The organism is Pseudomonas sp. ASL7 (assembly GCF_056680375.1).
Genome location: NZ_CM155279.1, coordinates 4,679,752 through 4,704,473, shown reverse-complemented (window position 1 = coordinate 4,704,473; position 24,722 = coordinate 4,679,752). Strand labels below are relative to the sequence as shown.

The 24,722-nt window shown below is 58.7% G+C and carries 22 protein-coding genes and 1 pseudogene; 6 read left to right on the top strand and 17 right to left on the bottom strand.

All coding sequences use genetic code 11. The annotated features are described in order from the left end of the window. Positions 1-48: 48 nt before the first annotated feature. The 5 genes and pseudogenes from AC1MDT_RS21825 to folE2 form a co-directional block, all read right to left on the bottom strand. Positions 49-120 (bottom strand): annotated as a pseudogene (locus AC1MDT_RS21825) (carbonate dehydratase); the annotation flags it as partial. Beyond that, a complete protein-coding gene (locus AC1MDT_RS21820) occupies positions 117-1,016 on the bottom strand; it encodes a metal ABC transporter substrate-binding protein (protein ID WP_480418899.1) in 900 nt (299 codons plus the stop codon). The pseudogene AC1MDT_RS21825 and the gene AC1MDT_RS21820, both read right to left, overlap by 4 nt. Positions 1,017-1,027: 11 nt before the next feature. Continuing rightward, positions 1,028-1,894: a metal ABC transporter permease gene (locus tag AC1MDT_RS21815; RefSeq protein WP_480418898.1), complete on the bottom strand. Its 867-nt coding sequence runs from the start codon at positions 1,892-1,894 to the stop codon at positions 1,028-1,030. Continuing rightward, positions 1,894-2,559, bottom strand: a complete 666-nt coding sequence (locus AC1MDT_RS21810; protein ID WP_480418897.1) for a metal ABC transporter ATP-binding protein — start codon at positions 2,557-2,559, stop codon at positions 1,894-1,896. The genes AC1MDT_RS21815 and AC1MDT_RS21810 overlap by 1 nt, the downstream gene beginning before the upstream one ends. Beyond that, positions 2,556-3,452: a GTP cyclohydrolase FolE2 gene (gene folE2 / locus AC1MDT_RS21805; RefSeq protein ID WP_480418896.1), complete on the bottom strand. Its 897-nt coding sequence runs from the start codon at positions 3,450-3,452 to the stop codon at positions 2,556-2,558. Before folE2 ends, AC1MDT_RS21810 begins: the two co-directional genes overlap by 4 nt. Before the next feature lie 85 nt (positions 3,453-3,537). Between folE2 and AC1MDT_RS21800 the strand changes: the two genes are divergently transcribed. Further along, the gene (locus tag AC1MDT_RS21800) at positions 3,538-4,734 is read left to right on the top strand and encodes an N-acetylmuramoyl-L-alanine amidase (protein WP_480418895.1); all 1,197 of its coding nucleotides are present in this window, start codon (positions 3,538-3,540) and stop codon (positions 4,732-4,734) included. Here AC1MDT_RS21800 and AC1MDT_RS21795 read toward each other — a convergent pair. Next, positions 4,731-5,108, bottom strand: a complete 378-nt coding sequence (locus AC1MDT_RS21795) for a glutamine synthetase (RefSeq protein ID WP_480418894.1) — start codon at positions 5,106-5,108, stop codon at positions 4,731-4,733. The two genes, AC1MDT_RS21800 and AC1MDT_RS21795, sit on opposite strands and share 4 nt — an antisense overlap. 143 nt (positions 5,109-5,251) lie before the next feature. Here AC1MDT_RS21795 and zigA point away from each other — a divergent pair, with 143 nt between their 5' ends. Beyond that, complete coding sequence (gene zigA / locus AC1MDT_RS21790; RefSeq protein ID WP_480418893.1) at positions 5,252-6,460, top strand: zinc metallochaperone GTPase ZigA; 1,209 nt, start codon at positions 5,252-5,254, stop codon at positions 6,458-6,460. 18 nt (positions 6,461-6,478) lie between these two features. Here zigA and AC1MDT_RS21785 read toward each other — a convergent pair whose 3' ends face one another. Further along, positions 6,479-6,835: an NADH:ubiquinone oxidoreductase gene (locus AC1MDT_RS21785; RefSeq protein ID WP_480418892.1), complete on the bottom strand. Its 357-nt coding sequence runs from the start codon at positions 6,833-6,835 to the stop codon at positions 6,479-6,481. A 27-nt stretch (positions 6,836-6,862) separates the two neighbouring features. Between AC1MDT_RS21785 and AC1MDT_RS21780 the strand changes: the two genes are divergently transcribed. After that, positions 6,863-7,834, top strand: a complete 972-nt coding sequence (locus tag AC1MDT_RS21780) for a CobW family GTP-binding protein (RefSeq protein WP_480418891.1) — start codon at positions 6,863-6,865, stop codon at positions 7,832-7,834. A gap of 148 nt (positions 7,835-7,982) precedes the next feature. On the opposite strand, the gene AC1MDT_RS21775 is transcribed toward AC1MDT_RS21780, so the two are convergent. Then, complete coding sequence (locus tag AC1MDT_RS21775) at positions 7,983-8,396, bottom strand: DUF3301 domain-containing protein (RefSeq protein WP_480418890.1); 414 nt, start codon at positions 8,394-8,396, stop codon at positions 7,983-7,985. 120 nt (positions 8,397-8,516) lie between these two features. Here AC1MDT_RS21775 and pdxY point away from each other — a divergent pair, with 120 nt between their 5' ends. Next, positions 8,517-9,389: a pyridoxal kinase PdxY gene (gene pdxY / locus AC1MDT_RS21770; protein ID WP_480418889.1), complete on the top strand. Its 873-nt coding sequence runs from the start codon at positions 8,517-8,519 to the stop codon at positions 9,387-9,389. Positions 9,390-9,482: 93 nt separating this feature from the next. On the opposite strand, the gene AC1MDT_RS21765 is transcribed toward pdxY, so the two are convergent. Continuing rightward, positions 9,483-9,965: an acyl-CoA thioesterase gene (locus AC1MDT_RS21765; protein ID WP_414909862.1), complete on the bottom strand. Its 483-nt coding sequence runs from the start codon at positions 9,963-9,965 to the stop codon at positions 9,483-9,485. Between the two features lie 202 nt (positions 9,966-10,167). Here AC1MDT_RS21765 and AC1MDT_RS21760 point away from each other — a divergent pair, with 202 nt between their 5' ends. Beyond that, the gene (locus tag AC1MDT_RS21760; protein ID WP_480418888.1) at positions 10,168-11,931 is read left to right on the top strand and encodes a cation:proton antiporter; all 1,764 of its coding nucleotides are present in this window, start codon (positions 10,168-10,170) and stop codon (positions 11,929-11,931) included. Between the two features lie 151 nt (positions 11,932-12,082). Here AC1MDT_RS21760 and AC1MDT_RS21755 read toward each other — a convergent pair whose 3' ends face one another. From AC1MDT_RS21755 to uvrD, 4 genes are all read right to left on the bottom strand, one after another. Next, a complete protein-coding gene (locus AC1MDT_RS21755; protein ID WP_007943369.1) occupies positions 12,083-12,490 on the bottom strand; it encodes an SMI1/KNR4 family protein in 408 nt (135 codons plus the stop codon). 148 nt (positions 12,491-12,638) lie between these two features. Then, on the bottom strand, positions 12,639-13,514 hold the full coding sequence (locus tag AC1MDT_RS21750) for a Tim44 domain-containing protein (protein WP_480418887.1): 876 nt from the start codon (positions 13,512-13,514) through the stop codon (positions 12,639-12,641). A gap of 179 nt (positions 13,515-13,693) precedes the next feature. After that, positions 13,694-14,134 carry an EamA family transporter gene (locus tag AC1MDT_RS21745; RefSeq protein WP_480422845.1) on the bottom strand — a complete coding sequence of 147 codons (441 nt, stop codon included), beginning with the start codon at positions 14,132-14,134 and terminating at the stop codon, positions 13,694-13,696. A 160-nt stretch (positions 14,135-14,294) separates the two neighbouring features. Continuing rightward, a complete protein-coding gene (gene uvrD, locus AC1MDT_RS21740; RefSeq protein ID WP_201115623.1) occupies positions 14,295-16,478 on the bottom strand; it encodes a DNA helicase II in 2,184 nt (727 codons plus the stop codon). Between the two features lie 258 nt (positions 16,479-16,736). Here uvrD and AC1MDT_RS21735 point away from each other — a divergent pair, with 258 nt between their 5' ends. Continuing rightward, positions 16,737-19,598, top strand: coding sequence for an EAL domain-containing protein (locus AC1MDT_RS21735; RefSeq protein WP_480418886.1), 2,862 nt, complete (start codon positions 16,737-16,739; stop codon positions 19,596-19,598). Positions 19,599-19,667: 69 nt separating this feature from the next. Here AC1MDT_RS21735 and AC1MDT_RS21730 read toward each other — a convergent pair whose 3' ends face one another. From AC1MDT_RS21730 to aspA, 4 genes are all read right to left on the bottom strand, one after another. Next, the gene (locus AC1MDT_RS21730; RefSeq protein WP_480418885.1) at positions 19,668-19,982 is read right to left on the bottom strand and encodes a hypothetical protein; all 315 of its coding nucleotides are present in this window, start codon (positions 19,980-19,982) and stop codon (positions 19,668-19,670) included. Positions 19,983-20,202: 220 nt separating this feature from the next. Next, positions 20,203-21,207, bottom strand: coding sequence for an asparaginase (locus AC1MDT_RS21725; RefSeq protein ID WP_480418884.1), 1,005 nt, complete (start codon positions 21,205-21,207; stop codon positions 20,203-20,205). Between the two features lie 139 nt (positions 21,208-21,346). After that, a complete protein-coding gene (locus AC1MDT_RS21720) occupies positions 21,347-22,798 on the bottom strand; it encodes an alanine/glycine:cation symporter family protein (RefSeq protein ID WP_480418883.1) in 1,452 nt (483 codons plus the stop codon). Between the two features lie 421 nt (positions 22,799-23,219). Continuing rightward, positions 23,220-24,644 carry an aspartate ammonia-lyase gene (aspA, locus tag AC1MDT_RS21715; RefSeq protein ID WP_480418882.1) on the bottom strand — a complete coding sequence of 475 codons (1,425 nt, stop codon included), beginning with the start codon at positions 24,642-24,644 and terminating at the stop codon, positions 23,220-23,222. Positions 24,645-24,722: the final 78 nt, after the last annotated feature.

Genomic DNA, 24,722 nt, shown 5'->3' with positions numbered 1-24,722 from the left:
TCAGTGCTATGGCGAAAACGGTGTTGGGCGAGGGCGTCGGAGCGGTGCGATCGCGGATTTGTCCACGTACGCTGATTCGGTAATCAGCGGCAAATCACCTGAAGGATGCTTGCGGATCATGGCTTGCTCAACGCGTCGTACAGCGTATTCAGGTTGTACTCGAACAACCCGGTGAAGGTGCTGGCAGGACCGCTGGCCGCGAGTGCATCGGAGTACAACGTGCCACCAATGTGCGCGCCGCTTTCATCGGCAATCTGCTTGAGCAAGCGAGCGTCCTTGATGTTTTCCATGAACACCGCTTTGACCTTGGCCTGACGAATCTGGGTGATCAACGCGGCGACTTCAGCGGCGGAAGGTTCGCGCTCGGTGGACAGACCTTGAGGCGCAATGAAGTCGATAGCATAAGCCTGGCCGAGATACCCGAACGCGTCATGGGACGTCACGATCTTGCGGTTGCCCGGTGGTAGCGAACCTAGCTTGGCTTTGGCATCAGCGAGCAGCGCGTAGATCTGTTTCAGGTAGGCTTGGCTGTTGCGTTCGTAGTCGGTTTTGTTCGCCGGGTCGGCGGCGATCAGCGCCTTGGTGATGTTGCTGATGTACAGCTCGCTGTTCGCCAGGTTGTGCCAGGCGTGAGGGTCGGGAACGGTCTCACCATCCTCATCGAGGGAGCGCGGGATAACACCGTGGCTGGCGCTGATGACCGGGGCTTTGGTCTCGGTGCTGGTCACCAGGCGGTCCAGCCATGGTTCAAAACCCAAGCCGTTTTTTATGATGAGTTTGGCTTTGAGCAACGCCTTGGCATCGTCCGGGGTCGGCTCGTATGTGTGGGCATCGGCGTCTGGGCCGACCATGTTGGTGATTTGAATGTGGTCACCGCCGACTTGATGGGTCATGTCGGCGAGGATGCTGAAGCTGGTGATCACTTGAAGTTTTTCCGCAGCAGACAGCGACATCGACATCGACATCGACATCGACATCGACAGCATCAGACTGAACAGTACGAGCAAAGCGCGCATCGGGAAATACCTCATTGGGATGTGAGCAAAGGCGGGCGGCGCAGCAAGCCGTGCACCGGTCCAAACACCACGGACAGAAGATACAAACCGCCAGCCACCAGCACGATTGCCGGGCCGCTGGGCAGCGAGTAGTAGAACGACAGTAATAGGCCAAGCCACACCGAGAGGCAGCCGAGCAGCCCGGCGACGACCATCAGCACTGGCAAACGGCGACTCCAGAAGCGCGATGCAGCGGCGGGCAACATCATCAATCCGACGACCATCAGCGCACCGATGGCTTGAAAACCAATCACCAGGTTCAGCACCACCAGCGTTAGAAATACGCCATGTGCCAAGGGGCCGAGGCGGCTGACGGTTTGCAAAAAAAGTGGGTCGAGGGTATCCAGCAACAGCGGTTTGTAGATCAGTGCCATGGCGATCAGGCTGAATGCCGAGACCCACAACATGCCGGTCAACGTCGGGCCGTCGACCGCCAACGCCGAGCCGAACAACAGGTGAAGCAAGTCCAGTCGTTTACCGGCGAGGCCGAGGATCAGCACGCCGCTGGCGAGAGAAATCGGGTAGATCGCGGCGAGGCTAGCGTCTTCTCGCAGGCCGGTACGGCGGGTGATCCACGCGGCAAGTCCGGCCATGCTCAGGCCGGCGCCGAGGCCACCAATGGTTAATGCCGGCAGGCTCAGCCCGGCGAACCAGAAGCCGAGCGCTGCACCGGGCAGGATGCCGTGAGCGACCGCGTCGCCTATCAGGCTCATGCGCCGCAGGATCAGAAAAACGCCAAGGGGTGCCGTGCTGCACGCCAAAACCAGTCCGCCGAGCAGCGCCCGGCGCATGAATACGAATTCGTGGAACGGTTGCCAAAGTTGAGCGGCTGCGAGCATCAGGCTACCTGCGTTTGTGGTTGTTGGATCAGCTCGGTGCTCGGACCTAGGAGGCAACCGCTGCTTTTGATCAGCAGCGTTTGGGGAATGTGTTGGCGAACGGCGGCCAGATCGTGACACACGACCACCAGGGTTCGGCCTTCGGCGTGCCAGGCGTGGACGTGTTTCCAGAGCAGCAATTGACCGAGTTCATCGAGGGCGGCATGGGGTTCGTCGAGTAACAGCAAAGGCGCTTCAGCGAGACTCAATCGAGCGAGCAGTGCGCGCTGCAATTCGCCGCCGGATAGGGCCATTAATGGGCGCTGTTCCAAGCCGCTCAGGCACCAGTCCTCCAGCACGGCTTTGAGGCGCGCGCTGCGCAGTTCTGCAGATTGCTTATTGCCCCAGAACCCGGCGGCCACCACCTCTTGCAGACTGATCGGAAATTGCCGGTCCAAATGTTGTTGTTGGGGGAGAAATGAGAGCGAACCCTTGCGTGGAACATCAAGGATCACTTTTCCGGTCAGTGGTTTTTGCAGGCCGGCGATGACTTTTAACAGACTGCTTTTGCCTGATCCGTTGGCACCAACCACTGCCGTCAGACTCCCCTTGGGCAATTGGAAATCCACGGGCGGAGTCAGCGGTTGTCCGGGGGCGCCCCAACGCAAAGACTGGCAGCGGATCATGCTGCCTCCCAATGCCATCGGCTTTCGGCGATGGCGTCGTGGGCGTGCAGGCTTTCGGCGTGGACCACTCGTATCTGGAAGCCGTTGATTCCGGGGGAGCGTTTCAAGGCCAGATTCAATCGCCGAGCGGCGTCTTCGCAGAACATTAGATTTTGCCCGTTAGCCAAGGCAAAGGCTTGTTCATCGGCGCGTTTTACCGCGGTTTGTACTGCGGTACCAAGGGCGGCTTCGGCGTCGTTGATCACGGCAATCAGTGGCAGGTCATCCAGATAATCATCGAGACGCAGCATCAATTGCGCATAACTGCGTTGACTGTGCGGCGTCGCGACGATGCCTTTGGTGGAACCGAGCCAAGCCAGGACGTCGGCGTGTTGTAGTGACTGATTGGCAAAGTCATCGACAAATTGCTGCTGAATCAACTGCCGGGATAGCGCTGCTGAACATGGGCAGGTTGAGGAATAGGGTATGTCGATTTTTAGTTCCACGTGGAACATCGCATTTTTCAAACGCGCTTCGATGCTCACTGGATAGCTTTTCCAACCGGACAATGGACTGATGAGCGCCGGCCGTTTGAGCAGCAAATCTGTGTGGATTTTTAAGTGAGCGCTATTGGACAGGCCGCTGTGAGAGTCGAGAAAACGCTGCAACACACGCCGCAATAGGGCGGGTGACAGGTTCTCCTGTTCGAGCATTTCCAGCGCCAGGTACAGACGCGATATATGAATGCCGCGCGCTTCGCCATCGTCCAGGCTCACGCTGGCGTCGGCCTTCGCGTTCAATTGTCGGCCATCGAACAAAACGGGAAGAGCAATGCCGCACATGCCCACCCACTCGAGTGGTAGGGCTTGGCGTGAGGCCTGCGCGGCGATATCCGGCAGAGTCAGCGCATTCATGAGCAGGTCCATCGTGGGAGTTGATTTAACATGTTATGTTATTACATTAAAATCAACCACGTTTTTTTCACGAGCAGCTTTCACCATGCACAGACGTCACTTGCTCAACCTGATTCTGGCCAGTGCGGCCTTCGCACTGCCCTTCGGCGTTTGCGCCACGCAAATTCGCAGTGCGCGACTCTGGCGCTCGGATGACAAGCTACGGTTGGTGTTCGATCTGAGCGGGCCGGTGCACTACAAAACCTTTTCCTTGAGTGCACCCGAGCGGTTGATCATTGATCTGAGCGGCGCCAGCCTCAGTGGCGACTTTAGTCAGTTGGCCCTGAGCGATACCGTGATTCGGTCGATCCGCTCCGGGCACTTTGGTCAGGGCGATACGCGGATCGTCCTCGACCTCAGTGGCCCGGTGCAGCTCAACAGTTTTCTGTTGCCACCACAGGATGGGCAGGGTCATCGGTTGGTACTCGATTTGATGACAGCTGCACCTTTACACATCGCAGCGACGCCTGAGGCGGCCATCGACAAGGCTCATCCCAAGCGCGACATCGTTGTGGTGGTCGACCCTGGTCACGGCGGCAAAGACCCTGGCGCGATTGGTGCCAAAGGCGAGCGTGAGAAAGACGTGGTGCTGTCCATCGCCCAGTTGTTGGCCAAACGGCTAAAGCGCGAGAAAGGCTTCGACGTGAAACTGGTACGCAATGACGACTTCTTCGTCCCGCTGCGCAAGCGCGTAGAGATTGCCCGCAAGCACAACGCCGACATGTTCATCTCGGTGCATGCCGATGCGGCGCCGCGCCTCACCGCGTCAGGCGCATCGGTGTATTGCTTGTCTGAAGGCGGCGCCACCTCAGCAACGGCGCGCTTCATGGCGCAGCGAGAGAACGGCGTGGACCTGTTGGGCGCTACCCGTTTGCTCAATCTCAAGGATAAGGACCCGATGCTCGCCGGGGTGATTCTCGACATGTCGATGAATGCCACTATCGCCGCCAGTTTGCAGCTGGGCAGTACGGTACTCGGCAGCCTGGCGGGTATTACCACGCTGCATCAAAAACGTGTGGAACAAGCAGGCTTCGCGGTGCTGAAGTCGCCCGACGTGCCATCGATCCTGGTGGAAACCGGCTTCATTTCTAACGCCCGCGATAGCCAGCGGCTCGTCACGGTTCGGCATCAGCAGGCCGTAGCTGACGGTTTGTTCCAAGGATTACAGCGTTATTTCCAGAAGAATCCGCCGGTCAACAGTTACATCGCCTGGCAGCAGGAACAGAAAAAAGCGCAGGTCTAGCAACCGCTGATTCGGCTGCAGGTGAACTTGGCACTGCTGCCCCCTGAGCTGGAAAACCGGTTGATGGTTGTCCAGCCAACCCGACGGATGTAGCCCACCCAAGCTTCGCCGTCGGAGGCGATCCCGGTAAAAAACGTCAATTGCCCATAACGACTGTTGGTCTGCGCCCAATAGCGTTTACCCGCCCGTTCGAAGCCTCGCAAGTAAATCGTACTGCCGACGGTGTTGACGCTGTAGGCGTTGCCGTCGGCATCCACGCAGGCCAGCAGATTAGCGCTGCGGGTGCATGTGGCCAGGTTCGGGATTTTCGCCCAGGCATCTACGGTGACCAGTAGCGAAACGCTCATCAGCGCTATTTTCAGGGCGATACGCATGGGATTTCTCACGAAGCGAAAGGGCTCCAGCATCATGCCCTTTGCCACTGCAGGCAAGAGAGGAGTGGCTTGGTTTTAAGGTTATACTATAACATTAAAGTCAGCCCGACACTGCGACCGGGCATCTCTGTGAGGATTTCCTGATGCCCAATCGTCTCCCCGTGACCGTCTTATCGGGCTTTCTCGGCGCCGGCAAAAGCACGCTGCTCAACTACGTGCTGCGTAACCGCGAGAACCTGCGAGTTGCCGTGATCGTCAATGACATGAGCGAAATCAACATCGATGGTAGCGAGGTTCAGCGTGATGTAACCCTGAACCGAGCGGAAGAAAAACTTGTTGAAATGAGCAACGGCTGCATCTGCTGCACCTTGCGTGAAGACTTGCTCGAAGAAGTCAGCAAACTGGCCAAGGAGGGGCGTTTCGACTACTTGTTGATTGAATCCACCGGCATTTCCGAACCGATGCCTGTGGCGGAAACTTTTACTTTTCGTGATGAAGAAGGGCAGAGTCTGGCCGACATCGCGCGGCTCGACACCATGGTCACCGTGGTCGACGGCATGAACTTCCTGCTCGACTATCAGGCCGCTGAAAGCCTCGCTTCGCGTGGCGAAACCTTAGGCGAGGAGGACGAGCGCTCCATCACCGACCTGTTGATCGAACAGATCGAATTCGCCGACGTGATCCTGATCAGCAAGATCGACTTGATCAGCCGCCGCGAGCGCCAGGAGCTGATGGCGATCCTGTCGCGACTGAACTCCCAGGCCGAAATCCTCCCGATGGTCATGGGTGAAATTCCGTTAAAAAAGATCCTCAACACCGGTCGCTTCGACTTCGAAAAGGCCGAACAGGCGCCGGGCTGGTTACAGGAACTTCGCGGCGAGCACGTGCCGGAAACGCTAGAGTACGGCATCGCCTCCACGGTTTATCGTGCACGTAGACCGTTCCATCCACAGCGCTTTTTCAGCTTTATCGATCGCCTGTGGGTGAACGGTAAGCTATTGCGCTCCAAAGGTTTTTTCTGGCTGGCGAGCAAGCACATGGACGCGGGCAGTTGGTCCCAGGCCGGTGGTTTGATGCGCCACGGTTTTGCGGGACGCTGGTGGCGTTTCGTGCCGAAAGCCCAGTGGCCGCAGGACGAAGAAAGTACCACTGGGATCATGGACAACTGGACCGCCAGCACAGGCGATTGCCGACAGGAATTGGTGTTCATCGGGCAGACCATCGACTTCGTACATCTCACCATCGAGCTCGACGATTGCTTGCTGACAGATGATGAGATGGCTCTGGGAGTCGAGGGCTGGCGGCAGCTGCCGGATCCTTTCGGCCCGTGGTTTGACGAGGCGACAGACTGATGGCGCTTAGCTGACGGCTCAAGGCTTGAGCCAGGTGCCCTGGCTCTGGGCTTCGCAAAACGGCTTCAAATACGCTGCATCGGTGGCTACGCCGTAATAGTGAATATCCTGCCGGTAAGGCATATTGGCGACTTGAGCGTTGCTGCACACACCGAATGCGCCGGCGGGGCATTGGTCAACATACTGCACCTCGACAATCTGTCCGGGAAGGTTCGGTTGGCAGAAACCGTCGGCGAACAGTTTTTCCGGGATGTTGCGGTTCTGCTGGCAGACTTTCACGTCGAGTCGTTCAGCCGTGCTATGTACCACGCATGCCTGGGCCAGGGCTTCACCCGAAACGAACACAAAGAGCAACGACAATCCCTTAAACCGCATCCATTACCTCCGTAGAAAACGTTGACCATGTTGCAGAACATTCCCACCCACGTCATTGCAGGCCCTTTGGGTGCCGGCAAGACCAGCCTGATCAAAAACTTGCTGATACAGAGGCCGATCGGTGAGCGCTGGGCGGTGCTGATCAATGAGTTCGGCCAGATCGGCCTCGACGCTGCACTTCTGACCCAGGACGCCGATGGTATCGCACTGGGTGAAGTGACCGGAGGTTGTCTGTGTTGCGTGAACGGTGCACCGTTTCAGATTGGGCTCGGGCGTTTGTTGCGTAAGGCACGGCCGGATCGGCTGTTCATCGAACCCTCAGGGTTGGGACACCCGGCGCAGTTGCTCAAGCAGTTGAGTGAAGCCCCGTGGGTAGGCGTATTGGCGGTGCAGCCCTGCGTATTGGTGCTGGATGCCCAAGCCCTCGCTGTCGGTAAACCGCTGCCTGAGTCGCAACAGGAGGCGTTGAGTAGCGCTGGTCTGTTGTTGCTGAACAAGGCAGAAGGTCTCGACGTCAAAGATCGTCAGCGGATCGCCGCGCAGTTGCCTGCTCGTGCGTTGTATTGGACGCAGCAAGCGATCTTGCCGTTGAGCGAATTACCGGGTCTTGGGGCTCGGGCGGTAGCGGGTGTGGATAACTTCATCGTTCCCAAAGGAATAGGGCAGATGCCGGCCATCTGGACTGATCCTGCGTTGCCGATTTGCTTGAGCCAGGAACAGGAGGGCGGTTGGAGCATCGGCTGGCGCTGGCATCCGAACCAGACATTCGACGTGGCACTCGTTGGCCGGTGGCTAGAAAGCCTTGCCTGGCGGCGGGCAAAGCTGGTTATCCACAGCGTCAACGGTTGGGTTTCGGCGAATGCAGTGGATAACTCGGTAATGGAATGGCAGCCCAGTGAATGGCGTCGGGATTCACGGATCGAGCTGATTTTCAGTGAGCCGCAGGCTGTTGATTCACTGCAACGAGATCTGGCTGACTGCCTTTCGAGCAAAATGTAGGAGCGAGCTTGCTCGCGAAAGACGTTAACGATAACGCGTTCGTCCTGAATGAACGCGTTGCTTTCAAGACCTTCGTCGGAACGCCGCCCGGACCAAGCTCGCTCCTACAGGGAAGCGCATTCCAAATTGTAGGGGGCGATCTTCTGATTCATGGCCGCCACTTGGTATGTTCCTGCCGCCATTGACTCAACTCGATCACCTCAGCACGAGGCTTCACCACATCCGTCACCGCCGGAGTGTCGTCGAATGGCACCGGGTAGGGCGCGAGTTCGATCTGCGCGCTATGGGCGCCGAACTGGGTGATAGTCCCGGTGTGGCGGGTTTCGCCGGTCACCGTGAATTCGAAGTTATAGACACGCGCCAATCGTCGCCGGCCGTTGGCGTCTTTAATGAACGCGATTTTTTTCAGCGCCACATTGCCGTCCAGCAGCTCGATCCCGAGCTTGCTGCAATGCTGCTTGACCCGCTCCAGCGCACGCTCGCGCAAGCCATGGTTGTGCCACAACCACGCGCCACCGGTGGCCAGCAGCATCAGCACGAAGATATTTCCAAGAGTCAACATCAACAGGGTGCTCCAACAAGATAGTGTCAGCTTAACTGTGTCGCCGGTCTGTCGTACAGGCTGCATTTAGTCGCATACTGCGGGGCTCGAATTTCAATCGTTTTACGGAAAACTCACCGCATGAAACGTACGCCCCATCTGCTCGCCATCCAGTCCCACGTGGTGTTCGGTCACGCAGGCAACAGCGCCGCGGTTTTCCCGATGCAGCGGGTCGGGGTGAATGTCTGGCCGCTCAATACCGTGCAATTCTCCAACCATACCCAGTACGGCCAGTGGGCCGGTGAAGTATTGTCACCGCAGCAGATTCCCGAGTTGGTCGAAGGTATCGCGGCGATTGGCGAACTGGGGAATTGTGACGGGGTGTTATCCGGTTACCTCGGCAGCGCAGCCCAAGGGCGGGCGATCCTGACGGGTGTGGCACGGATCAAGTCGATGAATCCCAAGGCGCTGTATTTGTGCGATCCGGTGATGGGCCACCCGGAAAAAGGATGCAGCGTGCCCGGGGAGGTCAGTGATTTCCTGTTGCAAGAGGCGGCGGCCGTGGCGGATTTCATGTGCCCGAACCAGCTAGAGCTGGACAGCTTCTCCGGGCGCAAGCCGCAATCGTTGTTCGACTGCCTGGCCATGGCCCGAGCGCTGTTGGCGCGCGGTCCGAAGGCGGTGCTGGTCAAGCATTTGGATTATCCCGGCAAACCGGCGGATGTTTTCGAGATGCTGCTGGTGACGGCCGAGGACAGCTGGCATTTGCGTCGCCCGCTGTTGGCGTTTCCGCGTCAGCCGGTGGGCGTTGGCGATCTGACTTCCGGGTTGTTTCTGGCTCGTGTCTTGTTGGGTGATAGCTGGGTGGCAGCGTTCGAATTCGCCGCGGCAGCGGTGCATGAAGTGCTGCTGGAAACCCAGGCTTGCGCCAGCTATGAGCTGGAACTGGTGCGGGCTCAGGACCGGATTGCTCATCCGCGAGTGCGGTTCGAGGCGACTGCGATCAGCCTCTGATCCGTGCGGACTCCTTCGCGAGCAGGCTCGCTCCCACAGAGATCTTCTGTGGGAGCGAGCCTGCTCGCGAAGAATTGAAGCTAAACACAGCCCTCAAGCGTCGCCCTTGATCTCCTGATAACGCTTTTCCAGTTCCTGACGAATCTGCCGACGCTGCTGGGCCTGCATGAAACGGCGTTTGTCCTCGCTGTTCTGCGGTTGCAGTGGCGGGACAGCTGTCGGTTTACGGTCGTCATCCACTGCGACCATGGTGAAGAAACAACTATTGGTGTGGCGCACCGAGCGCTCACGGATGTTTTCGGTCACCACCTTGATGCCCACCTCCATTGAAGTGTTGCCGGTGTAGTTGACCGAAGCCAAAAAGGTCACCAGTTCGCCGACATGAATCGGCTCACGGAAAATCACCTGGTCCACGGACAGTGTCACCACATAGCGGCCGGCATAACGGCTGGCGCAGGCATAGGCCACTTCGTCGAGGTACTTGAGCAGGGTGCCGCCGTGAACATTGCCAGAGAAGTTGGCCATGTCGGGGGTCATCAGTACTGTCATCGACAGCTGGGCGTTTCCGGGTTCCATAGCGCTCTCACGGTTCAAGGCAGGATTTGAGGGGCGCACCTCTGCGGGTGCCTTGTCAGCTTTTTCAAACCAACAGTTATCGGGACGCCGGGCGGCTGGCTGCCGTCACGCCGGGATCGATCTGTTTCCATATATTGCACCGGCTTTCTGCCGGAAGTCGCGGTGTTAACCTCCAAAAGTCCACCTTAAGGAGCCCCGCGCCATGCATGCCATCAGTTTTATTCAAGACCTGGCAGTGATCATGTTGGTCGCGGGCGTGGTGACCGTGCTCTTCCATCGCTTTAAACAGCCCGTTGTGTTGGGCTACATCGTCGCCGGCTTCATTATCGGCCCGCATACCCCGCCCTTTGGCCTGATCCACGACGAAGAAACCATCAAGACCCTGGCCGAGCTCGGGGTGATTTTCCTGATGTTCTGCCTGGGCCTGGAGTTCAGCCTGCGCAAGCTGTTCAGAGTGGGGGCCACGGCGTTTATCGCGGCGTTCCTGGAAATTGTGCTGATGATCTGGATCGGCTATGAAATCGGCCGCTGGTTTGACTGGAACACCATGGATTCGCTATTCCTCGGTGCGATCCTGGCGATTTCCTCGACCACCATCATCGTCAAGGCACTCAATGACCTGAAGATGAAGAACGAGCGTTTTGCGCAGCTGATCTTTGGTGTGCTGATCGTGGAGGACATCCTCGGCATCGGCATCATTGCCTTGCTGTCGAGCATCGCGGTCAGCGGTACGGTCAGCTCCGGTGAAATCTTTTCCACGGTCGGCAAGCTTTCGCTGTTCATGATCGTCGCACTCGTCATCGGCATCCTGTTGGTGCCGCGTTTGTTGGCCTACGTAGCGAAGTTCGAAAGCAACGAAATGCTGCTGATCACCGTACTGGGACTGTGTTTCGGCTTCTGCCTGCTGGTCGTCAAACTCGAGTACAGCATGGTGCTCGGCGCGTTCCTGATTGGTGCGATCATGGCCGAATCCAGACAGTTACTGAAAATTGAGCGCCTGATCGAACCGGTTCGCGACTTGTTCAGTGCAATCTTCTTCGTCGCCATCGGGCTGATGCTCGATCCGATGATCCTGTTGCAATACGCCTGGCCGATCGCTGTGATCACCGTGGCCGTGGTACTTGGGAAAATGTTGTCCTGCGGCCTCGGTGCGTTTATCGCGGGCAATGATGGACGCACCTCACTGCGCGTGGGGATGGGACTTTCGCAGATTGGCGAATTCTCCTTCATCATCGCCGCGTTGGGCATGACCCTGCAGGTCACCAGCAACTTCCTCTATCCAGTAGCGGTGGCCGTCTCGGTGATCACCACGCTGCTGACGCCGTACCTGATCCGTGCCGCCGATCCAATGTCGATCAAGCTGGCGAGTGTGATGCCAAAGCGTCTGGGGCGCGTATTAGGGATGTACGGTGAATGGCTGCGCAGCATTCAGCCTCAGGGCGAGGGCGCGCTGCTGGCGTCGATGATTCGGCGGATTCTATTGCAGGTGGGGGTTAACCTGGCGCTGGTGATTGCGATCTTCTTCTCGGGCGCGTACTTCGCCGAGGGCCTGTCGACTTACCTGCAAGGCTGGATCAGTGACCCGAGCTGGCAGAAAGCGTTGATCTGGGGTGGGGCGCTGCTGGTCTCTCTACCGTTCCTGATCGCCGCCTATCGCAAGCTCAAGGCGCTGTCGATGCTGTTGGCGGAGATGGGTGTGAAGCCGGAGATGGCCGGCCGCCACACGCAGCGAGTGCGTCGGGTGATCGCCGAGGTGATTCCGATCCTCTCGCTGCTGGTGATTTTCCTGCTGCTGGCAGCCTTGTCGGCGAGTATTTTGCCGACCAACAAGTTGCTGATGCTGATCGCCGTGGTCGCGGCCGCCGTAGCGGCGCTGCTTTGGCGCTGGTTCATCCGCGTCCACACGCGCATGCAGGTGGCTTTGCTGGAAACCCTGGACAATCACAACGAAAAGTCCGGCCACTGAGACCTCTGTAGCAGCTGGCGCAGCCTGCGTCCGACTGCGAAGCAGTCGCAATTCAGGCGATGAGGTTATTCAGGTTAACCGAGTGTCAGGATTTACGACTGCTGCGCAGCCGGACGCAGGCTGCGCCAGCTGCTACAAAGTAGGGGTTCTATCAGCTTTCCAACCAGACATCCCGCGCCCAGTGCCATACCGATTCCCAGGTTTCTTCGGCAATCAGCTCTTCTTCGGCCTGCCACAGCACCACGGTGCCGTCTTCTTCGACCAGATAGTAGTCATCACCGTCCTGGCAGATCGGAATCATGCTGCGATCCACGCCGGCATCCCAGGCGTTGGCGGCAACGTCCGGCAGGTAGGTGTGGGATTGCGGGTCGGTTACGGTCACCGGCTCCAGGCTGCCGTAGACCACGTCACTAACGGTCAGCAAAAATTCTCTGAAGACAAACGGAATGTCGATGAACAGCTGTTCTTCGATTTCCACGATCTGATCTTCGTCGGGCAACTCCAAGGGGACCGGTACCGGTTCGTTGGCTTCACGCAGTTGTTCAATGATTTCTTCCACGTCCGGGATCCTCTTGCTTGATGGCGCGGTTTATATGGGGCGGTTTATACAGTAGCTCGCTATAGATGCAACCGCGAAATAGAAAACCCCGGCCGAGGCCGGGGCTTTTTATCAAAACAGCGTTGCAACAGATTTAACGCGAGTCGGTTCAGCCGTTCTGGCGGATACCGGCGACCAGCCAAGGCTGGTTTTCGCCCTGGGGACGTTCCATGTTCCAGCTCTCGCTGAACACTTCGCCCTGGTCGAAACGCGAGGTCTTGGACACACCGCTGAAGGTCAGGGTGGCGATGGTCTTGTCGGCGCGATCATCCACACCGTCCAGTTGAACATTGAGGTTATCAATGTACGTGGACTGGAACCCCTCGCCCAGGTCGGCACGTTCGCGCTTGAGAAACTCCAGCATCTGCGGGGTCACGAACTCCGCGATTTTGTCCATTTCGTTGGCGTCCCAGTGTTGTTGCAAGGACTGGAAATGGTTGCGGGCCGCTTCGACAAAGTTCTTTTCATTGAACCATGCCGGAGCATTGATCACCGGACGAGCGGCAACAGGTGCTGCCGAGCCGCCAAAGATCGAACCGTCAGCAGGCTTTTGCTCGAACACTTCACGTTGCATCGGCGCGTGGCCAGCCGGAGCCATGTGCTCCTGTTGCTTGCGACGTCGAGCAGCGATGAAGCGGAAGATCAGGAAGGCGATGACCGCCATGATCAGGATGTCGAAGATCTGCATGCCCTGGAAGCCGCCGCCCATGAACATGGAGGCCAGCAGGCCACCGGCAGCGATACCGGCCAGAGGGCCGAGCCAGCGCGAAGCACCGCCGGCCTTGGCAGCAGCGCCAGCGACACCGGCAGCACCAGCGGTCGCCGCAGCGCCGCCCATGCCTGAAGAAGAAGGAGCCATTTGGCTGGTTTGGTGGGTCGGCGCGGCGCCGACACTTTTGCCGCCACCAAAGCGCTTGGCGTTGGCGTCGAGGCTCATCGTCAGGCCGATGCACAACGCCATGGCGATGCTAAGAAAACGTTTCATAAAGGGAATTCCCATTTGTGGATGGCACGCGCGCCATGTTGCACAGCTGAAGTGTTACTGGCTAGCGGCAGAGTGTTTCGGGCTTTTGCCTGACAGGTTGGGTTCAGCTTAAGTCAGCGCAATAAGGCCTGTTAACGTTGGTCTGTAGGATAAGTAGATAGGTTGTGTCGGACGGTTACCTAGCGTCGCAACGCCAGCATCACGACCCCGGCCGTAATCAGACCGATCCCGCCCCATTGGCGCAGGTCGAGCTTCTCATCCAGCAGGATCACGCCCAGTACCGCCACAAACACCACGCTGAGCTTGTCGACCGGGGCGACAAGGGAGGCCGGGCCGAGTTTCAGCGCCCGGAAATAGCAAATCCACGAGGCTCCGGTGCCCAGTCCAGACAGCAGCAGGAACAAGTAGCTCTTGGCGGAGATAGATCCTAATGACTGATATTGGCCCGTAGCGTACAAAATCAAGGCCAGGCTGATCAAAACCACAATGGTGCGCAACAGGGTGGCGAAATCGGAATTGACGTTTTCGATGCCGATTTTGGCAAAGATAGCGGTCAGGGCCGCAAACGCCGCCGACAACAGAGCCCAGAATGTCCAGGAAGAAAAGAAGCCGGAGCCCATCATTTACGCCTATTCAGATCAGCCTGTTTCGGTGGGTTAAACAAAAAAGCCCTTTGGGAGCGAGCCTCCTCGCGAAAGCCGCACCGCGGATTATCAAATACTCCCAGGCGCTTTCATTCGCGAGCAGGCTCGCTCCCACAGAATATCTATTCGATAGCCTTTAGATCGCTTCCAGTTTCGCGTAGCCGAGCATCAACCATTTGCTGCCTTCGCTGAAGTTGACCTGGACCCGAGCCTGAGCCCCGGCGCCTTCGAAGTTCAGGATCACGCCATCGCCGAACACCGAATGCCGCACGGTCTGGCCGAGACTGAAACCGGTGTCTGGAATCTCGCTGCCGCCAAACAGGCTGCTGGAGCTCTGTTGCTGACCGCCACCAAACGGACGGCTGACGCTGTTGGACAGCCGCACTTCCTGGATCAGACCTTTCGGCACCTCACGTACGAAACGCGACACCTTGTTGTAGGTCTCGCTGCCATACAGGCGTCGCGTCTCAGCATAAGTCATCACCAGATTCTGCATGGCCCGGGTGATGCCGACATAGGCGAGGCGACGCTCTTCCTCAAGCCGGCCCGGTTCCTCCAGGCTCATCTTGTGCGGGAACAGGCCTTCTTCCATGCCCACCAGGAACACGTAAGGAAATTCCAGCCCTTTGGCACTGTGCAGGGTCATCAACTGAATGCTGTCTTCGTGCTCGTCAGCCTGGGTATCCCCAGCTTCCAGGGACGCATGACCGAGGAACGCCGCCAGTGGCGTCAGGTCTTCGTCTTCCTCAGCGTTTTCGAAGTTACGTGCGGCGCTGACCAGTTCCTCAAGGTTTTCTACGCGGGCCTGGCCTTTTTCGCCTTTTTCCGCTTCGTGGTAGGCGATCAGCCCCGACTGTTCGATGACGGTCTGGGTCATCAGATGCAGCGGCATTTCCATGCACTTGGCGGCGAGGTTTTCGATTAGCTCGATAAACGCCCCGAGCGCCCCGGCGGCACGTCCGGTCAGGCCTTTATTGGCGACCAACAGGCGCATGGCTTCCCACATCGATACATCGCTGTGGCGTGCATGGTCGCGAATCGCTTCAACGGTTTTCTCGCCAATGCCACGGGCCGGCACGTTGATCACCCGCTCCAGCGCTGCATCGTTGCCTCGGCCTTCCAGCAAGCGCAGGTAAGCCATGGCGTTCTTGATTTCTGCCCGCTCGAAGAAACGCTGGCCGCCATAGATACGGTAAGGAATGCGCTCGCGCAGCAAGGCTTCTTCCAAGACGCGCGATTGGGCGTTGGAGCGGTAGAGAATCGCGATATCACTGCGAGCCAGGCCGGTTTTGAGCGCGCTCTCGATGGTTTCGACAACATAACGAGCTTCATCATGCTCGTTGAAAGCGGCGTACAGGTTGATCGCTTCGCCTTCGCCGCCGTCGGTCCACAGCTCTTTGCCCATGCGCCCGGTGTTGTTGGCAATCAGGGCGTTGGCTGCTTTGAGAATCCCGGCGGTAGAGCGGTAGTTCTGCTCCAGACGAATGGTTTCCGCGTCCGGGAAGTCGTCGGAGTACTGATAAATGTTCTCGATTTTCGCGCCGCGCCAGCCGTAGATCGACTGATCATCGTCGCCCACCACCATCAGGCTGTCGCCACCCTTGGCCAACAGGCGCAACCAGGCGTACTGCACGGCGTTGGTGTCCTGGAACTCGTCCACCAAAATGTGCCGGAAGCGCTTCTGATAATGTGCCAACAATCCTGGATGATCGCGCCACAGGTCGAGGGCGCGCAGCAGTAGCTCGGAGAAGTCGATGACGCCGGCGCGCAGGCACGCGGCCTCGTAGGCCTCATAAATGTTGCGCATGGTGGCCAGGAACAAATCGCCGCTGGCCTGGATGTGTTTCGGACGCAGGCCTTCGTCCTTCTGTCCATTGATGAACCACTGAGCCTGACGGGCCGGCCAGCGTTGCTCGTCCAGGCCCAGCTCGCGGATGACCCGCTTGACCAGTCGTTGCTGGTCGTCGCTGTCGAGAATCTGGAACGTCTGGCTCAGGCCGGCTTCCTGCCAATGCGCCCGCAGCAAGCGGTGCGCCAGGCCGTGGAAGGTACCGACCCACATGCCGGCCGGGTTGATACCCATCAGCTGCTCGATGCGATGGCGCATCTCGGCCGCGGCCTTGTTGGTGAAAGTCACCGACAGGATAGAGTGAGGCGAGGCGTTTTCGACCTGGATCAACCAGGCGATACGGTGCACCAGCACTCGGGTTTTACCGGAACCAGCACCGGCCAGGACCAACTGACGACCCACGGAGGCGGCTACGGCCTGGCGTTGGGCATCGTTGAGGGAGTTCAGCAGAAGGGAGAGATCATCGCGCATCGGGGCATTCTAGGGGGCTGCGCCACACCGGGCAAACTCCGCATCGATTTAGCCGATGAAAGTTACATGGAGGACGACCGGTCAGTCATTCGCTGGAAGCATTGGCGGGGCTCGTCTGGCCGCTTTTACGCTGACGGGCTCTGTGGATATTTTCGTCTACTTTATGACCTGCAGCAGTTTGGTACGGGCACTTGCTTGTGTATGCTCCATCGACGTTTCGGGCTCATGCTCATCATTATAAGAACAAGAACACTGCCTATGACCCTCAGCTCTGACCTGTCGGGCCCCACTGTGGAACCCCGGGTTGTCCGCAAACAGTACGCCATGGAAATGGCGGTTGAGCGCACGCGCCTGCTTTATCAGGGCTCGCTGCTGCCCACGCTCTTCATGCTGATTAACGGTCTGGTCTGCGCCGGTTTGCTCTGGAGCCCGCAGCGCTACTTCCTGGTCAGTGTCTGGCTGGTGTGGTTGTTGTCGCTGGTGGCGTTACGGGTGATTCAGGTCGCGGCCTTCGATTCGGCGATTCCCAATCGCCAGGCACATCCGGTCTGGCGTCGCATGTTTTTACTGGGCTCGGCCATGACCGGTCTGACCCTGGCCGGCGCCGGCATCGCGCTGGTCCCTGCCGACGATTTCATACAGCAAGCCTGGGTGTTCGGCCTGATCGGCGCGGCCACGCTGTCGGCCAGTGTTGCTTATGCGGTCAGCCTGCCGGCATTCCTGTCCTTTACCTTGCCTTGTCTGTTGCCGGCTATCGGCTATCTGTTTTGGGGGGGCGATGAGCAGGGGCAGGGTTGGGGCTGGTTCGGGCTGATTTTGTTGGGCGCGTTGAGCGTGGTCGCCTGGCAGGTCAATCGGTTGATTGATCGCGGGCTGTTACGCCGCTTTCAGAATCAGGCATTGATCGAGCATTTGCAGCAGGCTCAAAGCCGCAGCGACCAGCTGAACCAAGAACTGGCCAGGGAAATCGACCAGCGCCGTCGCGCCGAAGACGAACTGCGTGAAATACAGTCCGGCCTGGAAAGCCGTGTCGCCCGGCGTAGTCAGGAGCTGGACGCCGCCAACCAGGCCCTGAGCAAAAGTGAAGCGCGGCTGGCGCTGGCTTTAAAGGCCAGTGAGCTGGGGTTGTGGGACTGGAACCTGCAAACCGATGAGGTTCATCACACCCAGATCCAGGAGTTTTTCGGCCTCGCGCCGGAGTTCGTCACAGCCATGATGCGCCACCTCAAACCGCGCCTGCACCCCGAGGACCTGCCGTCACTTAAACGCGCGCTGCTCGAGCATTTGCAGGGCCGTAGCGAGGACTACCAGATCGAATACCGCGTGCGCCATAGCGATGGCCACTGGGTCTGGATCGAAGACCGCGGTCGAGCTGTTGAACGCAACGAATCCGGCCGGGTGACCCGCATGGTCGGCACCCGTCGCGACATTAGCGTCAGCAAAGGCCTGGAAGAGCAGCGACAGCTGGCGGCGACGGTGTTCGAAGCGGCCAGTGAAGGTATCGTGATTTTCGACCCGAATTACGCGCTGATCGCCATCAATCAGGCGTTCAGCCGAGTCACCGGTTATGACATCGACGACATGCTCGGGCGCAATGTTGTCGAGCTGCCGTGCAGTCGCGACGCTCGTCGGCACTACGGGGCCATTCATCAGGCCCTGGAACAGCACGGCAGCTGGCAGGGCGAGTTGGTGGAAACCCGCAAGAATGGCGAGTTGTATCCGCAATGGCTGCAGCTGAATGCGGTGCGCGATGCTCGGGGAAATGTCAGCCATATCGTCGGTTTCTTCGCCGATCTGTCGGCTCGGCGCGAATCCGAGGAGCGCATGCGTTACCTGACCCATTACGACGAGTTGACGGGCCTGGCCAATCGTTCGTTGTTCCGCGAACGGTTAGTCGAAGCCCATCAACGGGTGCGCCAGGGCAGCCATCGCAATCTCGCGCTGCTGCACATCAATCTGGATCGTTTCAAGCTGCTCAACGACAGCCTGGGCCATGAAGTGGCCGACCAACTCCTGCAGAAAATGGCTCGGCGGTTGGTCAACGCGTTGCCTGAGGCGGATACCATCGCACGGTTGTCCGGAGACGAGTTCGCCGTGCTGTTCAACGCCTACGGCAACCTCTCGAGCCTGGCACGGGTGGCGACACGCTTGTCGACCAAGTTGCGTGTGCCGGTGACCATCGACGGCCATGAGCTGGTGGTCAGCGCCTCCATGGGCATCAGCCTGTTGCCGGACAACGCCCGGGAAATTTCCGCGTTGGTCAGCCAGTCGAATATGGCCATGCAGCATGCCAAACACTTGGGCGGCAATAATTTCCAGTTCTACACCGACAGCCTGCAAGCCAGCACACTTGAGCGGTTGCAGTTGGAAAATCAGCTGCGCAAAGCCATAGAAGAGAAGCAGCTGAAGGTGTTCTACCAGCCGAAACTATGTCTCGCCACGGGCAAATTGAACGCCGCGGAGGCGCTGGTGCGTTGGGATCATCCGACCATGGGCCGCGTGCCGCCGGGGGATTTCATCGGCCTGGCCGAGGAAACCGGGCTGATCGGCCCGATCGGCGAGTTCGTCCTGCGCCAAGCCTGCTGGCAAGCCTGCGAGTGGCAGCGTCAGGGGCTTGAGCCGATTCGGATGTCGGTCAATCTGTCGGTGTATCAATTGCGCCACGGCAAACTGGTCAGTCTGGTGCGCCAAATACTCGAGGAAACAGGTCTTGCTCCGCACTACCTGGAACTGGAGCTCACCGAAAGCCAGTTGCTGGACAGTGTCGAGCACATCATTGCGACCTTCCAGCAATTGCGCGATCTGGGGGTGAAACTGGCGATCGATGATTTCGGCACCGGCTATTCGTCCCTGAGCTACCTCAAGCGCATCCCGGTGGATTACGTGAAGATCGATCAGGCATTTATCCGCGGTCTGGGGGAGAGCAGCGAGGATGCAGCGATCACCCGGGCGATCATTGCCATGGCGCATGGGCTGTCGCTCAAAGTGGTGGCTGAGGGTGTGGAGCGGCCGGAGCAGCTTGAGTTTCTGAAAGCCGAGCACTGCGATGAGGTGCAGGGCTATTTGATCAGCCGCCCGGTTGAGGCCGATGCGCTGGCGAAATTGCTACGAGAGCAATAAACCGATTGGAGATCCATCGCAACATCACATCTTCCCGCCAACAACTGTGGCGGGAAGATGTGTACATGCTTAGTTAGTAATCATTACATCCTGAATATGGTGAATGAGTTCACCTTCAAAGAAGATGCTCACGCCGGTAACATTGGAATTACCGGTTACTTTATATTCAACAACCTTGTCTGTTTCGACCTGCAGCGAAATGTCATTGGACTTTTCCAGTTTCAATTCCAGTCGCAGATCAAAGGATTTGTCTTGCAGCGCACTCATTACCAGCTTTGGCGTAATGCCTGTGTGCGCCACGGTTACGGTGCCAAAGGTGCGGAACGAAGCTGCGCCCGGCATGCGGTCAATCTGTGCGGTCCAGTCTTTAGTTTTAATGCTCATTGTGTATAACTCCATTAATTAAGTTTGATTGCTTCCTGCCCGAGCAATATAACTAACTAAGCTTGTTTGCGGGAGTTATAAGTAAGCTGCATTTGTAAGGTTGTATGTTGGGTGTTTTTGTTGCATTGGCAAGTATGGGTAAACTTCTGGCGAATGAGGCGCAACTCAAGCTCTCCAATAACCGCGGAGAAACTTGAGCGCGCTACGTGTCGCAGTGGGTTTAAGCAAGCTCGCCGCACAGATCCAGCTCAACAAGCCGCCGAACTTCAGCCGCTTCAAGCCCCGTCCCCAGCAACCCATGCAACTTGCCGAATGCCGCTTCACGGGTCATGCCGCCGCCTGAAAGCACGCCCGCGCCACGCAACCGACTGCCAGCCTCGTAAACATCCAGCTCAACGCCACCTTCATGACACTGCGTAACAGCGACCACCACCACACCGTTGTCCCGCGCCCGTTCCAGGCTGGCAAGAAACGCCGGATTGTCGCTCGGTCCGGTGCCGCTGCCGTAGCACTCCAGCACCAGGCCCTGAATGCCGCTGTTCAATAGCGCATCGAGCTGCTCGGCGCCTATTCCGGGAAACAACGGCAGCACAGCGATTTTCGCCAGTTGTTTGCTCTGGTTGTAATTCAGTTCTGCCGGCAGCGAAGTCGCCTTCACGCCACCGCCCTGACGCTGCAGCCGGGCAAACGGATGACGACCAAAACTGCGGATTTTCGCGCAGCGGGTCGGGTCGAGCAGTTCGCCGTGGAAGAACAAATGAACGCCCGGTGCCAGGCCGTGGCCGAGAGCGACCAATGCGCCGCTGAGGTTTTCCCAGGCATCGCTGTCGGTCACGCCCGCCGGGAGCATCGAACCGGTAAAGCACACGCGGGCATGCAGGCCGAGCAATTGAAAACTCATGGCCGCGGCACTGTAGGCGAGGGTGTCGGTGCCGTGCAGGATCAGCACGCTGTCGCAGCCTTGAACATCAACGGCATCGACCACCGCTTCACGCAATTGTTGCCAGTAAGCCGGGGTCATGTTGGCGCTGTCGATCAGCGGCGACATCTCGCGAAAGCGCCACTGCGGCACCACCAATTCGGGTTGGTTGTGCAGATATTCGTGCATCCGCGCTTCGAATCCGGACGCCGGGGCCAGGCCATGGGCGCTGGCTTGCATGCCGATGGTGCCACCGGTGTAGAGCACCATGACGTGCTGGGCGGCAGGGTAGGTCGAGGAATTCATGGGGCTTCTCCGAAATCGATGACTTCCTGTGGGCGCGAGCCTGCTCGCGAAAGCGGTGTGTCAGTCGACATCAATGTTGAATGATCAATCGCATTCGCGAGCAGGCTCGCTCCCACATGGGATTCTGGACTTTAACCGATCAGCGTTGCGCTGCGGGTATGCCTTGTATCTCGGCTTCAGCCTGTGGCGCAGCCGCGGGCGGATTGGCCGGCCAGGCTTTCAAATCCAGGTCCAGGTCCGGGAATTTGCTCGAATCGAACACAGGCGTCTTGATCCCGGCCGCGCGCTGGTCGTCATAGTCACGCAGGATGCGCATGCCGACCTTGAACAGTAGGAACAGCGCGATCAGGTTCACGAACGCGAGCAGCGTCATGGTGATGTCAGCGAAGGCGAACACCGTGCCGAGGTTTTCGATGGCGCCCCAGAAGATCAACACCAACACCAGCGCACGGTAGCCGATCAGCGCCTTGCGGTTGTCACCGATCAGGAAGCGCAGGTTGCTCTCGCCCAGGTAGTAGTTGTAGAGAATCGAGGTGAACACGAACAAGGCCAGCGCCACGGAGATGAACATCCGGCCCCAGTCACCGACCACGGCGGCCAGTGAGTTCTGGGTCAGGGCAATGCCGTCGCCTTCGAAGCCCGGGGTGTAGAAGCCCGAGAGCAGGATCAGCAACGCGGTGCAGGTGCAAATCACGAAGGTGTCGAGGAACACGCTGAACGCCTGGACGACACCTTGTGCAACCGGGTGCTCGACCGACGCGACTGCGGCCACGTTAGGCGCACTGCCCAGGCCTGCTTCGTTGGCGAACACGCCACGTTTGACGCCCATGACGATGGCGCTGCCGATCAGGCCGCCAAAGGCCTGATCGAGACCGAAAGCGCTTTTGACGATGGTCATCAGCATCGCGGGTACGTGGTCGAATTGCAGCACGATCACGTAGACGGTCACGCCGATGTAGACCAGGGTTTTCACCGGCACCAGCAAATCTGCGACCTTGGCGATGCGCTTGATACCACCGATGAACACCAGACCCAATAACACCGCCAGGGCCAGGCCGGTGTAAGTGGTGTCGAGGCCGAAGGCGTTATTTAGCGAGTGGGTGACGGCATGGGATTGCAGGCCGTTGAAGGCAAACCCGAAGGTCACCAGCAACAGGAACGCCATGATCATGCCCAGCCAGCGTTTTTGCAGGCCGTGCTGGATGTAATAGGACGGGCCGCCACGGAACTGGCCTTCGGAATCGCAGCGCTTGTAGAGCTGGCCGAGGGAGCATTCGAAGAAGCTGCTGGACATACCGACCAGAGCGGTCACCCACATCCAGAACACCGCGCCCGGCCCGCCGAGCGTTACAGCGATGCCGACACCGGCGATGTTGCCCGCTCCGACGCGGCCGGCGAGGCTGAGCATCAGGGCTTGAAACGAACTGAGTTGGCCGGCGCTGCTTTTGAGGCTGTCGCGGAACACCGCGAACATGTGGAAGAAGTGACGCAATTGAACGAAACGCGAGCGGATCGTGAAGTAGCTACCGAGCCCGACAATGAGCACGATCAGTACTTTCCCTGAGAGGAAGTCGTTAATGACTTCGAGCATGGAGTATTCCTCGCTTTTTTTTGTGTAGGCAAATGCGGAAAACGGATCGAAACATCGCGTTACACCGGTTTGCGCAGGGCAAAACTGGCGAGGCGACTATTCGTCCCGGTCCCAAATCGCGGGTTTGTTATTAGTTCGGGTTTCGCATGGGTTTGGGCCTCGTTACCGACGACCGCTCACGCGAAGAGGGGCGGCACTATACCGATGCTTTTCTGTGGGAGCGAGCTTGCTCGCGATGAGGCCATCAGATCCAGCATCTATGTAGACTGTTACACCGCTATCGCGAGCAAGCTCGCTCCCACAGGAATTGCGTTATTGCGAAATAAAAAAAAGGGCTTGGAGAGTGATCCCCAAGCCCTCAAAAGGTGAGAGGTGTCTAGTCCCTCGACCTGGTGAGCGGTGCTACAAGTAACGCGTCGGATCAGGCCTTAAGCGGAACCAGACGCGGAGCAATCATGTTTTCCGGGCGCAGGATGTCGGCGAGCATTTCGTCGTCGAGCAAGCCTTCTTCGCGGACCAGTTCCAGCACGCCGCGGCCGCTTTCGAGGGCGATACGGGCGATGCGGGTGGCGTTTTCATAGCCGATGTACGGGTTCAGCGCGGTGACCAGGCCGATCGAGTGTTCGACCAGTTCGCGGCAACGCTCTTCGTTGGCGGTGATGCCGACGATGCAGTGCTCGCGCAGCATGTCCATGGCGCGTTGCAGCAGGCGGATCGAGTCGAAGATCTTGAACGCAATCAGCGGCTCCATCACGTTCAGTTGCAGCTGGCCGCCTTCGGCCGCGATGGTCAGTGCCAGGTCGTTACCGATGATCTGGAACGCTACCTGGTTCACGGCTTCCGGAATGACCGGGTTGACCTTGCCTGGCATGATCGAGCTGCCTGGCTGACGCGCCGGCAGGTTGATTTCGTTGATGCCGGTGCGTGGGCCGCTGGACAGCAGGCGCAGGTCGTTGCAGATCTTCGACAGCTTGACCGCGGTGCGCTTGAGCATGCCGGAGAACAGTACGAAGGCACCCATGTCGGACGTGGCTTCGATCAGGTCGGCGGCTGGAACCAGCGGCTGACCGCTGATCAGTGCCAGGCGCTGAACAGCCAGATGCTGGTAACGCGGGTCAGCGTTGATGCCGGTACCGATCGCGGTGCCGCCCAGGTTCACTTCGGTCAGCAGCTCGGGTGCCAGTGTTTTCAGGCGCGCCAGGTCTTCGCCCAAGGTGGTGGCGAAAGCGCGGAATTCCTGGCCGAGGGTCATCGGCACGGCGTCTTGCAGTTGGGTACGGCCCATCTTCAGGACGTGGCTGAATTCCTGGCCCTTGGCGGCGAACGACTGGATCAGGCTGTCGAGGCTGGCCAACAGTGCGTCGTGACCCAGCAGCAAACCCAGACGGATTGCAGTCGGGTAGGCGTCGTTGGTCGACTGCGCCATGTTCACGTCGTTGTTCGGGTGCAGGTATTGGTATTCGCCTTTGCTGTGGCCCATGGCCTCCAGCGCGATGTTGGCGATGACTTCGTTGGCATTCATGTTGGTCGAAGTGCCAGCGCCGCCTTGAATCATGTCCACCACGAACTCTTCGTGGAAGTCGCCGCGGATCAATCGTGCACAGGCTTCGCTGATGGCAGCGTGCTTGGCTTCACTCAGGTGACCCAGTTCGCGGTTGGCGTCAGCGGCGGCTTGTTTGACCATCGCCAGGCCGACAACCAGCTTCGGGTAATGCGAAATCGGAACGCCGGAGAGACGGAAGTTGTTCACCGCTCGCAGGGTCTGGATGCCGTAATACGCTTGAGCCGGTACTTCTAGTACGCCAAGCAGGTCTTTTTCTGTGCGGAAAGATGCAGCGGAGGACATGATAGAAATCATCTCGATATGGACCCGGTCTGTGCCGGAACACTGCAAATGCTAGGCGTGTAGAGAATTTTCGGCCAA

What these genes read in the sequence shown, in the direction of transcription:
- AC1MDT_RS21815 (WP_480418898.1), bottom strand. Translation starts at nt 1,894, where the DNA reads ATGCTCGCAGCCGCTCAACTTTGGCAACCGTTCCACGAATTCGTATTC.
- uvrD (WP_201115623.1), bottom strand. Translation starts at nt 16,478, where the DNA reads ATGCGCGATGATCTCTCCCTTCTGCTGAACTCCCTCAACGATGCCCAA.
- AC1MDT_RS21735 (WP_480418886.1), top strand. Translation starts at nt 16,737, where the DNA reads ATGACCCTCAGCTCTGACCTGTCGGGCCCCACTGTGGAACCCCGGGTT.
- pdxY (WP_480418889.1), top strand. Translation starts at nt 8,517, where the DNA reads ATGAAACGTACGCCCCATCTGCTCGCCATCCAGTCCCACGTGGTGTTC.
- AC1MDT_RS21730 (WP_480418885.1), bottom strand. Translation starts at nt 19,982, where the DNA reads ATGAGCATTAAAACTAAAGACTGGACCGCACAGATTGACCGCATGCCG.
- AC1MDT_RS21785 (WP_480418892.1), bottom strand. Translation starts at nt 6,835, where the DNA reads ATGCGGTTTAAGGGATTGTCGTTGCTCTTTGTGTTCGTTTCGGGTGAA.
- folE2 (WP_480418896.1), bottom strand. Translation starts at nt 3,452, where the DNA reads ATGAATGCGCTGACTCTGCCGGATATCGCCGCGCAGGCCTCACGCCAA.
- AC1MDT_RS21780 (WP_480418891.1), top strand. Translation starts at nt 6,863, where the DNA reads ATGTTGCAGAACATTCCCACCCACGTCATTGCAGGCCCTTTGGGTGCC.
- aspA (WP_480418882.1), bottom strand. Translation starts at nt 24,644, where the DNA reads ATGTCCTCCGCTGCATCTTTCCGCACAGAAAAAGACCTGCTTGGCGTA.
- AC1MDT_RS21765 (WP_414909862.1), bottom strand. Translation starts at nt 9,965, where the DNA reads ATGGAACCCGGAAACGCCCAGCTGTCGATGACAGTACTGATGACCCCC.
- AC1MDT_RS21820 (WP_480418899.1), bottom strand. Translation starts at nt 1,016, where the DNA reads ATGCGCGCTTTGCTCGTACTGTTCAGTCTGATGCTGTCGATGTCGATG.
- AC1MDT_RS21750 (WP_480418887.1), bottom strand. Translation starts at nt 13,514, where the DNA reads ATGAAACGTTTTCTTAGCATCGCCATGGCGTTGTGCATCGGCCTGACG.
- AC1MDT_RS21725 (WP_480418884.1), bottom strand. Translation starts at nt 21,207, where the DNA reads ATGAATTCCTCGACCTACCCTGCCGCCCAGCACGTCATGGTGCTCTAC.
- AC1MDT_RS21745 (WP_480422845.1), bottom strand. Translation starts at nt 14,134, where the DNA reads ATGGGCTCCGGCTTCTTTTCTTCCTGGACATTCTGGGCTCTGTTGTCG.
- AC1MDT_RS21800 (WP_480418895.1), top strand. Translation starts at nt 3,538, where the DNA reads ATGCACAGACGTCACTTGCTCAACCTGATTCTGGCCAGTGCGGCCTTC.
- zigA (WP_480418893.1), top strand. Translation starts at nt 5,252, where the DNA reads ATGCCCAATCGTCTCCCCGTGACCGTCTTATCGGGCTTTCTCGGCGCC.
- AC1MDT_RS21720 (WP_480418883.1), bottom strand. Translation starts at nt 22,798, where the DNA reads ATGCTCGAAGTCATTAACGACTTCCTCTCAGGGAAAGTACTGATCGTG.
- AC1MDT_RS21810 (WP_480418897.1), bottom strand. Translation starts at nt 2,559, where the DNA reads ATGATCCGCTGCCAGTCTTTGCGTTGGGGCGCCCCCGGACAACCGCTG.
- AC1MDT_RS21760 (WP_480418888.1), top strand. Translation starts at nt 10,168, where the DNA reads ATGCATGCCATCAGTTTTATTCAAGACCTGGCAGTGATCATGTTGGTC.
- AC1MDT_RS21775 (WP_480418890.1), bottom strand. Translation starts at nt 8,396, where the DNA reads ATGTTGACTCTTGGAAATATCTTCGTGCTGATGCTGCTGGCCACCGGT.
- AC1MDT_RS21795 (WP_480418894.1), bottom strand. Translation starts at nt 5,108, where the DNA reads ATGCGTATCGCCCTGAAAATAGCGCTGATGAGCGTTTCGCTACTGGTC.